The organism is Isoptericola sp. AK164 (genome assembly GCF_029643425.1).
Taxonomy (GTDB): Bacteria; Actinomycetota; Actinomycetes; order Actinomycetales; family Cellulomonadaceae; genus Isoptericola; species Isoptericola haloaureus.
In genome coordinates this window covers 2,816,789-2,829,223 of the sequence record NZ_CP119106.1, presented here as the reverse complement: position 1 = coordinate 2,829,223, position 12,435 = coordinate 2,816,789, and the positions used below count along the sequence as shown (strand labels likewise).

The following is a 12,435-nucleotide window of genomic DNA, read 5'->3' as shown; positions in this document are numbered from 1 at the left end:
GTGGGCTACAGTCAAGGCGTGACCGCCGAACCGACGACGACGCAGCGCACCACCGGCGTGTCCGCGGGCGCCGGGGGACGAGCGTCGCGCCAGCACACCCTGCGCGAACGCAACCTGCGCCTCGTCGCGCGGGCGGTCTACGACGCCGCGGCCGCCTCCGGGGAGCGTCCCGACGCCGTCCCACCGTCCCGCGCGGACGTCGCCGCCGCCACCGGGCTGACCCGGGCGACGGTGTCCACGCTCGTCGACCGGCTCATCGCCGCACGCCTCGTCGCCGAGCTGCCCCCCGTCCCCGCCCAGCGCGCCGGCCGCCCGGCCGTGCCGCTGGTCCCCGCCCCGCGGACCGTCGTCGGCCTCGGGCTCGAGGTGAACGTCGACTACCTCGGCGTGCGCGGCCTCGATCTCGCGGGCGACGTCGTCGTCGAGCACGTCGAGGCCGGCAGCTTCCACGACTCCGACCCCGTCGCCGTGCTCGGCCGGCTCGGCTCGCTCGCGTCCGACGCCGTCGCCCGCCTCGACGCCGACGGCATGCGGGTCGCCGGCGCCCGGCTCGCCCTGCCCGGACTCGTCGACGCCCGCACCGGTGAGCTGGAGGTCGCGCCCAACCTGGGCTGGTCGTCCCTCGACCCCGTCGCGCTGCTCGGGCTGACCGACGTCGCGGTCCAGGTCGCCAACGAGGCCAAGCTCGCGGCGCTGGCCGAGCTCGCCGGCGACACCCCCGACTCCTTCCTCTACGTCTCCGGGGACGTCGGCATCGGCGCCGGCATCGTCGTCGACCGTGCCCTGTTCCTCGCCGAGCGCGGGTGGAACGGCGAGGTCGGGCACGTCGTCGTCGACCCCGCCGGGCCGCGCTGCACCTGCGGCGCGCACGGCTGCCTCGAGCAGTACGCGGGCAAGGAGGCGATCCTGCGGGCCGCCGGGCTGGCGGGCGACGCGCCACTGGAGTCGCTGACCGCGCTGCTGCGGTCCGACGACGGTGCCCCGGCCGAGCAGGCATGTGCCGCCGTCGTGCGGGCCGGGCAGGCGCTCGGCTCAGCGCTCGCGGACTTCGTGAACCTCACCGGCGTCTCGACCGTGGTGCTCGGCGGGGTGTACACGGACCTGGAGCCCTGGCTGCGGGAGCCGGTCGAGGCGGGGCTGGCCGAGCGCGTGCTGGCCGCTCCGTTCGCGCCGGTGGCGGTCCGGTCCGCGCGGGCCGGCGTGCACGCGGCGCTCAGCGGGGGAGCGCGCGAGGTGCTGCGCGAGGTGGTCGCCGACCCGGCGGCGTGGGGCTGATTCCTGCTCCGGTGGGCTCGGACGCTAGGCTGTGGGGCGTCGTCGGGGCTTCGGTTGCGGCGACGCGTCGTCCTCGAGACGGCGGGCGCCTGTAGCTCAGTGGATAGAGCAACCCTCTCCTAAAGGGTAGGCCGGAGGTTCGAATCCTCTCAGGCGCACTTTGGTCAACAGGTCGTCAAATCGGTGACGGCGCGTCGTACGCTGCGACGATGCCGCTCTCCGACGTCGAACCCCGCCTCGACTCCACCGACCCGTCCGCCCAGTTCGCGGCCTACCTCGACTACTACCGGGCCGTCGTGGCGCGGAAGCTCGATGGGCTCACCGAAGTCCAGCTCGCCACCAGCACCCTGCCGTCCGGCTGGACGCCCGCCGAGCTGCTGATCCACCTGGTCCACATGGAGCGGCGCTGGTTCGTGTGGGGGTTTCTCGGCGAGCAGGTCGACGACCCGTGGGGCGACCATGCCGACGGCGACCCCGAGGGCCCCTGGCAGGTGCCCGACGGCGTCACCGTGGCCGCGCTGCTCGACGCCCTGCGCGCCGGGGGCCAGCGGACCCGCACCGTGCTGGCCGGGCACGACCTCGCCGAGAGGGCCGCCGTCGGCGGACGCTTCGCCGCGGAACCGCCGACCCCGCTGTGGATCTGCTTCCACGTGCTCCAGGAGTACGCCCGCCATGCCGGGCACCTCGACGTCGCGCGCGAGCTGGCCGACGGCGCCACCGGCGAGTAGTCCGCGGACGGAGCGCCCCGCACCCGATACCGGCCCCCCGCTCGCGAGCCACCCCTCGCTGTGGGCATGAAATCTGCAGGTCCGCAGCGCAGCGAGGCTGCAGATTTCATGCCCACAACGAGAAGGGGGTCAGGCGGCCTCGGTGTGCGCGATGTGCGCGAGCTGGCGCCACACCAGGACCAGCGTCAGCCCGGCGCCGACGAACGCGAACCAGAACGGCGCCGTGATGCCCCACCACTCGGCGAGCAGCCCGCCGATGAAGTTGCCGACGACGATCCCGCCGAAGAGCCCCAGCAGGTACACCGACCCGACGCGGCCCTGGTACTCGGTCGGCACGGCCCGCTGGCGCACCGTGTTCGACACCGTGCCCCAGACGAACGTGTACAGCCCGAACGCGAACAGCGCGAGCATGGCGACCCAGCCGGTCGTGGTCAGGGCGAGCACCAGGTGGAAGGCGACCTCGGCGGACAGGCAGACCTTCATCAGCGTCGCCAGCGCGAACCGGCGTTCCAGGCGTCCGTAGACCAGCGTGGCGAGGATCCCGCCGACCGCGGAGGACGTGATGAGCAGGCCGTAGCCGACCGGGCCCATCTGGACGCGCTCGAGGGAGTACAGCACCAGCACGCCCCACGGCGCGGCCCACGTGAGGTTGAACGTGAAGATCACCAGCGCCAGCGTCCGCACCGGCGGGTGGTGCCACAGCCACCGCAGACCGTCGCGGATCTCGCCGCGGGTGCCCGCCGTCGTCGCGCGCGGTACGGCAGGCAGCGCGATCCGGCTCACCAGCATGATCGCCAGCGCCAGGCAGAGCACCTGCACCAGGAACGGCCAGGCGGCACCCGCGGCGAACAGCGCGGCGCCGACGGGCGGCCCCACGAGCTGGTTGCCGGTGAGGAACCCTGCCTGCAGCCGCGCGTTGCCCGTGCCGAGGTCGCGCGAGGCGACCAGCATCGGCAGCAGGGTCTGCGCGGTGGTGTCGGCGAAGACCTCGGCGACACCCATGAGCAGCATCGCCACCAGCACGACCGTGACGTTCACGTTCCCCGTGACGATGAACGCGCACAGCACGGCCACGACGACGGTCCGCAGCACGTTGGCCACGATGACCAGACGACGGCGGTCGAGGCGGTCGGCCAGGGCGCCGGCCCACAGGCCGAGGACCACCCACGGCAGACGCTGCAGGAGCGCGGCGAGCGCCACCAGGAACGCCGAGTCGGTCTGGGAGGCCACGAGCAGCGGCCCGGCGGCCAGCGCGATGCCGTCGCCGATGTTGCTGGTCCAGCTGGCGGCGATGAGCCAGCGGAAGGAGCGTCCCATCCGGGCGGGGACGATCGCCTCGAGCATCCGGCGCACCTCCGGATGGTAGGTCGTCGCGCCGGCCGTGCGCCAGGTGGTTTTCGTCCCCTCACCTGCACCCGGGGGTCGGGCTGCTGACCTGCGCGAATCGTTTCGACGTGCGCGAGGTGTATTGACGTGTTAGCGCACCACCGGCAAACTCTCCGATGGCAGCGCGCACCGCCCGCCCCCTGCGCGGTGCGCGCTGTCCTTCCCCGGCTCCCGAGCCGGGCGGCGCCTCCTCGGACCCCCACCGAGGGGGCGTTCGTGATTCCCCGTCGGTTCGGCGTGCCCGCCACGGGCGAGAGCCGACGGCGGACTACCGTGCTGGCGTGAGAGTGTTGCGCCGATCCACCGCCGCGACCGTGGCCCAGTCCGCGGCCGCGCCGCAGGACGCCACCGGACCGACGGACCGATCGGCGGACGCCGGCTCCCCCCGGGAGCCCGTCGCCGACGAGCAGGCCGAGGACCGGCCGGTCGACCACGAGCAGGACGACGGCGCGAGCTCCCGCAGCGCGCCATCGGCCGGTCCCACCACCACGACGCCGCTCGTCGACGCCGTGCGCCGCTGGCGCGCAGGCCTCGTGGAGACCGCCGGCGGTGCCGGGGTCGCCGACGTCGGGCTGCTCGGCGAGGCCGTCGTCGACCTCTCCGCCGCCCACCCCTCCGGCGTCGCCCAGCTCTTCGCCGGCCGGGCCACACGCCTGTCCAACCTCGTGCGCGAGGGCGCCGCGTTCCCCACCGCCCGTCGTCGGGCCCGGGCCGTGATGGTCCGGTCGGCCGAGCACGCCGCCCGGTACGGCATGGCGCCCACCTATCTGGCGATCGGCGTGGCCACCTGGACCGAGGCGGTCGACGCCGACGGCGAGCCCACCGCCGAGCGCCGCGGGAAGCTGACGGCGCTCGCGGACGTCGCGGCGTCGGGCGCCAGCGCGGCGTCCGCAGCGAGCGTCTCCTCGCCCCCGGAGGCCGTGACGACCTCCATCCCCGTGGTCAGCGTCGCGGCGCGCGAGGCCGACGCCCGGCGCGCCCCGGACGAGGCGGGCGGAGGCAGCCGCACCGTGCACGCCCCGGTGCTGCTGCGCCCGGTCATGCTCGCCCCGCGCGGCGAGGGCGAGACCGACTACGAGCTGACCCTGGAACCGACGGTCGAGGTGAACCCGCAGCTCGTGCGCACCCTGCGGGCACGCGGGGCCCGGCTCGACGCGGCCGCGCTGGCGGACGCGACGTTCACGGCGGCGGGGTTCGACCCCGACGACGTCCTGGACCGGATCGCGACGGTCGCCGCGGAGCACCTCGACGACTTCTCCTGGGAGCACCGCGTGCTCGCGGGCACGTTCGTCCACCCGGCGCAGGCGCTCGTGGACGACCTGGACGAGCTCGCCCCGGGCCTGGGCCGCCACGAGCTGGTGGCCGCCCTGGCCGGCGCCGACCCGGCCCGCCGTCGGGTGGCGGGCGTCGAGCTGCCCGCACCGCGGCGCACGGACGCCGACCCGGTGCGCGAGCGCGGCGTCGGCGACCTGGACCCCGACCAGCGCCACGTGGTCGAGGCGGCCGCGACGGGTCACCACCTGTTCGTCGACGCACCGGTGGGCTCCGACGTCGCCGGGACCCTGGCCGCGGTCGTCGCCGAGGCGGCCGCCGCCGGACGGTCGGTGCTGTACGTCACGGGACACCGGCGGGCCGCCGACAGCCTCGCCCAGCGGCTCGAGGACCTCGGGCTGGGCAACCTCTCGTTGGACGTCACCCCGCGGCCCACCTGGCGCGACGACATGGCCCAGCGGCTGCTCAGCGCGATGGCCAGCGAGCCCGAGGACGTCGACACCGCCGGCCCCGCCGGGGTCCGCGACGCGCTGATCGGCGCGCGGGCGCAGCTCACCGGCTACATCGACGCGCTGCACGCCCGGCGCGCGCCCTGGGGCGTGTCCGCCTACGACGCGCTGCAGGAGCTGGCCCGCCTGACCTCGGAGCGGCCCTCGCCGTCGACCCGGGTACGCCTCGACGCGCGCACGGCGCTGAGCCTGGACGAGGCCCGACGGCGGCGGCTCGCGGCCGACCTGGAGCGTGCGGCGGCGCTGGGCGCCTTCACGCTGCGGCCGTCCGGGACGCCCTGGTTCGGCGCGGACCTGCTGACCATGGACGCCGCGCGCGACGCCCTGGCGCGGGCCCGGCGGCTGAAGGACGCGACCCTGCCGCAGCTGCGCCGGCAGATCGCCTACACCGGCGAGGTCACCGGGCTGGAGGTGCCGCGCACGATCCGCGCGTGGGGCGACCAGCTGCGAATGCTCGCCGGGATGCGCAGCACGCTGGACGTCTTCCACCCGATGGTGTTCGAGCGCACCGCCACGGACCTGGTGCAGGCCACGGCGCCGCGGGCGTGGCGACGCGAGCACGGCATCGAGATGGGCTGGTTCACCCGGCGCCGGCTGCGCAAGCGCGCCCGCGACATGGTCCGCCCGGGGGTGCGCGTCACCGACCTGCACGCCGCGCTCGAGGAGGTCGCCGCGCAGCGCGAGCTGTGGGCCGAGCACTCGGCCCGCGGCGGCTGGCCGACCCTGCCCGAGGGGCTGGCGACGATCGAGGACACCTACGAGGCGGTGCGCATCGATCTCACCGAGCTCGAGCCGGTGCTCGCGCCGACCACGCAGGGCGGACGCCTGCTCGACCTCGACCTGGACGCCCTCGCCGAGCGCCTGCACCAGCTCGTCGGTGACCCGGAGGCCCTGGAGACCCTGCCGGAGCGCACGGCGCTGCTGCGGCGGGCCCGGGAGGCCGGCGTCGGCGAGCTCGTCGACGACCTGACCACCCGGCGCGTGGCGGGGGAGCGGGTCGCGGCCGAGCTGGACCTGTCCTGGTGGTCGACGGTGTTCGAGCAGATCCTCGTCGAGGACCCGGTGCTGGCCGGGCAGGACGGGGCCGGTCTCGACGCCCTGGCCCGCCGTTTCCGCGACCTGGACGTCCGGCACCTGGCTGCGCTCTCCCAGCCGGCGCGGGTCGCTGCCCGGGCGCACCTCGGCACGGCGATGCGCGAGGACCGCCAGGGTGCCGAGGACCTGTTCGCCGAGCTCATCGGCGGGCGGATGAGCTCGCTGCGGGACCTGGTCGACCGGTACGGCGACCTGGCACGGCGGCTGCGCCCGGTCGTCCTGGCCACCCCCACGCTGGTGCCGCACCTGCTGCCGGCCCACCGCACGGCGGACCTCGTCGTGGTGGACGCCGTCCAGCACGTGCCCACCGAGGTGGTCCTGCCGGCGCTCGCCCGCGGCCGGCAGGTCGTCGTGGTCGGCGACCCGCGCTCGGCCTCGGGCACCAGCGTGGCCGAGCTGTCGGAGCTGCTGCCCACCCTCACCCTGCAGCCGCGGGAGAACCGCCGCGACCCCGCGCTGACCCGGCTGCTCGCGGCCCACGGCTACGACGGCCTGCTGCGCCCCGCCCCCGTGCCGCGCGCGGAGGAGCTGGTCCGCTTCGACCTCGTCGACGGCAGCGGGATGCCCGACCAGTCCACCGGCGCCGTGCAGAGCACCCGCGCCGAGGTCGACCGGGTGATCGAGGCCTCCATCGACCACGCGATGACGAGGCCCGAGGAGACGCTCGGCATCGTGACCGTCACCGCCGCGCACGCCGACCGGATCCGCGAGGCGCTGCTGGCCGAGGTCCGTGCCAACCCGGCGCTGGCGCCGTTCTTCTCCGGTCGTCGGCCCGAACCGGTGGTGGTCGCCGACATCACCGGCGTCGCCGGGCTCTCCCGGGACACCATCCTGCTGTCCGTCGGTTTCGGCCGGACGCCGCACGGCCGGGTGCTGCACCGGTTCGGCGTGCTGGGCGACGACGGCGGCGAGGCGATGCTGCTGGGCGCGCTCGGCGCGACCCGCCGTCGGCTGCACGTGGTGAGCTGCTTCGACGCCACGGCGCTCGATCCCGACCGCCTGCGGGGTGCCGGACCGCGGCTGCTGCGCGAGGTGCTGGAGATGGCCGAGCGGCGCTCGGGGGCGGCCGACCAGGTCGAGCTCGGGAACGGCGTCGACGTGGGGCGCGTCCCGGACCGGCTGGTGACCGACCTCGGCGAGCGGCTGTGGCGGCTCGGCTACCTGGTCGAGACCGACTACGGCACCGTGGACGGCGAGCACGTCCCGCTGGTCGTGGGGCACCCCGACCTGCCCGGGGAGATGCTGGTCGCGGTGCTCACCGACGACGAGGACTACGTCGCCGAGCCGTCGGTGCGCGTGCGCGACCGCCAGCTCGCGCAGCGCCTCGAGCGTCTCGGCTGGACCGTCACGCAGGTCTGGTCCGCGGCGGTGTTCCTCGATCCCGACGGCGAGGCCGACCGGGTGCGGCGACTCGTGCAGCGGGTACGCGACGACCGCGTCGGCACCCCGGGCGGCGTGCCCGTGCCGCCGCGGGTCGTGGTCCCGGTGCTGGGCGAGGACGGCGACCCGGACACCGCGGCGTCCGCGCCGGGCCCGGACGCCGCGGACCAGGACGCGTCGTCGGCGGACTGACCGCCGGGCAGAATGGTGGGGTGACCCCGCACGCCGACACCCCGGCCCCCGACCAGGACGACCCGGACGCCCGGGACCCGCAGCGTCCCGCGCCCGACGCCGCGCCGCGACGTCGCGGTCCCCGTCGGGCCGTGCGCCGCGGGACCGAGCGCGAGACCCACTGGGGGGTCAGCACCGACGAGTCCGGCGGGCACGGCTCCAACGACGAGCGCCTGCGCGGGGACGTCCCCCCGCACTGGTGACCGGCGGCGCCGACGCCGGCCTCGGTGCCTGCGCCGCCGCTGGCCTCAGTGCCGGCGTGCGGAGAGCAGGTCGCGGATCTCGGTGAGCAGCACGATGTCCGGGTCCGGCACCGGCTCGGGCTCCGGCTCCTGCCCGCGGGCCCGGCGCTCGGCGAGCTTGTTCATCGGCATCACGACGAAGAAGTACAGACCGGCCGCCACCACGAGGAAGTTCAGCACGGCGTCGAGGAAGAGGCCGATGCTGAACTGCGCGCCGTTGATCATGAAGGTGCCGACCTGGGTCAGGTCCGGCTCGCCGAAGACCGCGGCGATGAGCGGCAGGAGGAGGCCGTCGTTCAGCCCGGCGATCACCGTGGCGAACGCGCCGCCGATGACGATGCCGACGGCGAGGTCGATGACGTTGCCTCGCATGATGAACTGCTTGAAGCCCGTGAGCATGATGTGACGGCGTCCCTTCGTGGTGCGGGTGTGGTGGCCGGGACGATTCTCGGCAGCGGTCCCCGGGACCGCAACACCGGTCACGGCACCAGGACCGGGGCGACCGCTCCCCATCCGGAGGCGGCCGACACGGCCGCGGCCTCCTGGGGCGAGACGGCGAGCAGCGTGACCGGGTCCGCGGCACCGCCCGTGGCTGAGCCGAGCAGCCCGGCGTCGGCCTCGTCGCCGGCTCCCGCCCCCTCGTCGGGCGGCGGCAGGACCTCGGCGCGACGTGCCAGCCGCGCGCCGTCGTCGTCGGTGGCGACGAGGTCGACCCGGTCGCCGGGGCGCAGCCAGTCGGACTCGGTCAGGCGTACGGCCACCACGACGCTCCCCGGCGGGGCGGCGGCGGCCGGACCGCCGCGGCGGAGCAGCGCGGGGGAGAGCGGCGTGCCGGCCGGCAGGTCCACGGCCGCGGTGCTGCCGGCGACGTCGGCGGCACCGTCCAGCAGGGCACCCGGTGCCAGGCCGGCGTCGACGCGCACCGTGGTGACGTCGTCGGCCCCGAGGGGCTGGCCGCCGTCCAGAGCACGTGCGGTGACCAGGACCTCGCGGGTCACCGGTGGGGCGGGGCGGACGGCGTCGACCGTGGTCCAGGCGGCGAGGCCGCAGCAGACGGCGGCCACGACGAACCGGGACCGCCAGGCGGCGAGGCGGAGCCGGTCGCGGATCCGGCCGTGCACGGAGAGGTCCATGGCCGGCACGCTAGGCCGGGCCGGGAGGGCGCTCCGGACGGTCCGGCACCGGGACGCGCGGGCCTGTGGACGGCGCTCTCGGTGGGTGGGGAACTACCCCGGTGCTCAGGCCGAGGCGGCCTGGGAAGATCCCGTCGACGAGCTCGAGCCGCCCGACGACGAACCGCTCGACGACGAGCCGCTGGACGACGAGCCGCTGGACGACGAGCCGCTCGACGAGGAGCCGCTGGACGAGCCGGAACCCGCCCGCGAGTCGTTCCGGTAGAAGCCGGACCCCTTGAACGACACACCGACGGAGCCGTACTGCTTGCGCAGCCGTCCGGCGCACTCGGGGCAGACGGTGAGCGCGTCGTCGGTGAACGCCTGACGGATGTCGAAGGCGTGGCCGCAGTCGGCGCACCGGTAGGCGTACGTGGGCACGGTGTCTCCTCAGATGGCTGGCACTCGAATCATGCGAGTGCCAATCATACTCGGGCGGTAGTCTCGCCTGCGTGTCAGCGAGCACCGACCCCGTCACGCACGAGCCCGACCAGCCCCGCGAGGGCGACGAACCCCCCGAGGAGGACGCCGCTCCGCCGGCGCGGTCCCGCCTGCGCCGGACCGCCGTCGGGATCGCCGTGCTCGTCGTGCTGGCGCTCGTCGCGACGATCACGTTCACCGTGGTCACCGCGCGCCGGCCGCTGCCCGACCACTCCTCGACCGAGCAGGTGCCCGGCCTGAGCGGCGAGGTCACGGTCCAGCGCGACGCCCAGGGCGTGCCCCACGTCTACGCCGGCACGGCCGAGGACCTCTTCGCCGCCCAGGGGTACCTGCACGCCCAGGACCGGTTCTTCGAGATGGACTACCGCCGCCACGTCACCGCCGGTCGGCTCGCCGAGCTCGTCGGGGACGTCCCGGCCGCGATCGACGCCGACAAGGTGATCCGCACCTTCGGCTGGCGCGACGTCGCCGAGGAGGAGTGGAACCTCGTCTCCCCGGAGTCGCGCTCCTACCTGCAGGCCTACGCCCAGGGCGTCAACGCCTACCTGGCCGACCGCGCCCCGGAGGACCTCGCCGTCGAGTACACCGTGCTCGGGGCGACCGTCGACGTCGCCGATCCCGACCCGTGGGACCCGGTCGACTCGCTGGCCTGGCTCAAGGCGATGGCCTGGGACCTGCGCGGCAACTACGACACCGAGCTCGACCGTGCCAAGGCCTACAGCACGCTGGAGGACGTCGACCTGGTCGACGAGATCTTCCCCACCTTCGCCGACGGCGGGAACACGCCGATCCTCACCGAGGAGGACCTCGAGCCGGTCGACGCCCGCACCGTCGCCCGCACGTCGACCGAGCTGCCGTGGGGCACCTCGGCGCTGGACGCGGCCATCGAGTCGGCCACCACGGCCCTGGAGTCGGTGCCGGTCCTCGTCGGGCGCGGCGACGGCGCCGGGTCGAACTCCTGGGCCGTCTCCGGCGACCTGACGGCCACGGGGGCGCCGATCCTCGCCAACGACCCGCACCTCTCCCTGGCGGCCCCCGGGCTGTGGTCCCAGGTGTCCCTGCACTGCGACCAGGTCGACGACTCCTGCCCGTTCGACGTCAGCGGGTTCTCGTTCGCGGGCTTCCCCGGCGTGATCATCGGTCACAACGCCGACCTGGCGTGGGGGCTGACGAACATGAACGCCGACGTCACCGACTTCTTCGTCGAGCGTGTCCGCAACGACACGTGGCTGCGCGACGCCGACGCCGAGGAGTGGGTCGACATGGAGACCCGCACCGAGACGATCCGCGTCAACGGCGGCACCCCGGTCGAGCTGCGGGTGCGGTCCACCGACCACGGGCCGGTGGTCTCCGACGTGCTCGACGTCGGTGCCGTCGTCGGGGCCCCCACGGAGACCGGCACCGTGTTCGGCGAGTACGCGGTCTCGCTGGCCTGGACCGCTCTCGAGCCGGGCCGCACCGCCGACGCCGTGTTCGCGATGGCGTCCGCGAGCGACGCCGACGAGATCGCCGCGGCGGCCGAGCTGTTCGACGTCCCGGCGCAGAACATCGTGTTCGCCACGACGGACGGGCACATCGGCTACCAGGCACCGGGCAAGGTCCCCCAGCGCCGGGACGTCGAGGGCCCCGTCCCCTCGGACGGCACCTGGCCGCGACCCGGCTGGGACCCGCGGTTCGACTGGCAGGGGTATGTCGACCCCGCCGAGATGCCGCGCGCCCTCGACCCCGAGGAGGGGTTCGTCGTCGCGGCGAACCAGGCCGTGCTGCCCGACGGCGTCGGACCCGAGCTGTCCCAGGACTGGGACCAGGGGTTCCGTTCCGAACGGATCCGCACGCTGCTGACCGAGCAGGTCAGCGCGGGCCGGCCGTTCACCGTCGCCGACATGAACGACCTGCAGGTCGACGACTGGTCGCCGTTCGCGGCCGTCCTGGTCCCGGTGCTGCTGGAGATGGAGATCGAGGACTCCTACGACGCCGCCGGCCAGGAGCTCCTGGCCGGGTGGGACTACCGGACCGGCGCGGACTCCGCAGCCGCCGCCTACTTCAACGCGGTGTGGCGCAACCTGCTCTCGGCGACCTTCTGGGACGACCTGCCCGCCGACGCCCTGCCCTCGGGCGGCTCGCGCTGGCTGGTGGTCGTCCGCGACATGCTGGAGCGTCCCGACGACCCGTTCTGGGACGACCGGTCCACGCTGAACGTCGTCGAGACGCGGGACGAGATCCTCACGCGTGCCCTGGTCACGGCCCGCCACGACCTGACGGTCGAGCTGTCCAAGGACCCGGGCGACTGGAGCTGGGGCGCCTTGCACGAGCTGTCGCTGCAGCACCCCGTGCTGGGTGGTCCCGACGTGCCGGGCCTCGTGCGCGACTACGTGAACCCGCACCCCGTGCCGATGCCCGGCGGCAGCTCGATCGTCAACGCCACCGGCTGGGACGCCTCCACGGGCAGCTTCGCGGTGACGACGGGACCGTCGATGCGGATGGTCGTCGACCTCGGCGACCTGGACGCCTCGACCTGGGTGACGGTCACCGGCACGTCCGGGCACCCGGCCTCGTCCCACTACGACGACCAGCTGCACTCCTGGGCGGCGGGGGACACGTTCACGTGGCCGTTCACGCGCGACGCCGTCGAGGAGAACGCGGAGGACACCGCCACGCTCGTGCCCTGAGCCCGGGTGGTCGGGTCCGGTCCGCCGCGGCGGCG

Annotated in this window: 9 protein-coding genes and 1 tRNA gene; 6 read left to right on the top strand and 4 right to left on the bottom strand. The window is 75.0% G+C overall.

The annotated features are described in order from the left end of the window. Positions 1 to 18: 18 nt before the first annotated feature. From PO879_RS13035 to PO879_RS13025, 3 genes are all read left to right on the top strand, one after another. Positions 19 to 1,275: an ROK family protein gene (locus PO879_RS13035; RefSeq protein ID WP_278235305.1), complete on the top strand. Its 1,257-nt coding sequence runs from the start codon at positions 19 to 21 to the stop codon at positions 1,273 to 1,275. 85 nt (positions 1,276 to 1,360) lie between these two features. Continuing rightward, positions 1,361 to 1,433 (top strand) — tRNA-Arg (locus PO879_RS13030). A gap of 51 nt (positions 1,434 to 1,484) precedes the next feature. After that, on the top strand, positions 1,485 to 2,003 hold the full coding sequence (locus tag PO879_RS13025; protein WP_278235304.1) for a DinB family protein: 519 nt from the start codon (positions 1,485 to 1,487) through the stop codon (positions 2,001 to 2,003). A gap of 129 nt (positions 2,004 to 2,132) precedes the next feature. On the opposite strand, the gene PO879_RS13020 is transcribed toward PO879_RS13025, so the two are convergent. Then, on the bottom strand, positions 2,133 to 3,347 hold the full coding sequence (locus tag PO879_RS13020) for an MFS transporter (protein WP_278237540.1): 1,215 nt from the start codon (positions 3,345 to 3,347) through the stop codon (positions 2,133 to 2,135). A 323-nt stretch (positions 3,348 to 3,670) separates the two neighbouring features. Here PO879_RS13020 and PO879_RS13015 point away from each other — a divergent pair, with 323 nt between their 5' ends. Together PO879_RS13015 and PO879_RS13010 are read left to right on the top strand one after the other, a co-directional pair. Next, positions 3,671 to 7,837 (top strand): hypothetical protein, encoded by a 4,167-nt coding sequence (locus tag PO879_RS13015; RefSeq protein WP_278235303.1) that lies wholly within the window; start codon positions 3,671 to 3,673, stop codon positions 7,835 to 7,837. 20 nt (positions 7,838 to 7,857) lie between these two features. Beyond that, positions 7,858 to 8,079, top strand: coding sequence for a hypothetical protein (locus PO879_RS13010; RefSeq protein ID WP_278235302.1), 222 nt, complete (start codon positions 7,858 to 7,860; stop codon positions 8,077 to 8,079). Positions 8,080 to 8,124: 45 nt separating this feature from the next. Here the strand turns inward: PO879_RS13010 and mscL are convergent, their stop codons facing one another. The 3 genes from mscL to PO879_RS12995 form a co-directional block, all read right to left on the bottom strand. Next, positions 8,125 to 8,517, bottom strand: coding sequence for a large conductance mechanosensitive channel protein MscL (gene mscL, locus PO879_RS13005; protein WP_278235301.1), 393 nt, complete (start codon positions 8,515 to 8,517; stop codon positions 8,125 to 8,127). An 80-nt stretch (positions 8,518 to 8,597) separates the two neighbouring features. Continuing rightward, positions 8,598 to 9,251: an SAF domain-containing protein gene (locus tag PO879_RS13000; RefSeq protein ID WP_278235300.1), complete on the bottom strand. Its 654-nt coding sequence runs from the start codon at positions 9,249 to 9,251 to the stop codon at positions 8,598 to 8,600. 105 nt (positions 9,252 to 9,356) lie between these two features. Next, positions 9,357 to 9,671, bottom strand: coding sequence for an FmdB family zinc ribbon protein (locus tag PO879_RS12995; protein WP_278235299.1), 315 nt, complete (start codon positions 9,669 to 9,671; stop codon positions 9,357 to 9,359). Between the two features lie 71 nt (positions 9,672 to 9,742). Between PO879_RS12995 and PO879_RS12990 the strand changes: the two genes are divergently transcribed. Continuing rightward, positions 9,743 to 12,400, top strand: a complete 2,658-nt coding sequence (locus tag PO879_RS12990; protein ID WP_347568601.1) for a penicillin acylase family protein — start codon at positions 9,743 to 9,745, stop codon at positions 12,398 to 12,400. Positions 12,401 to 12,435: the final 35 nt, after the last annotated feature.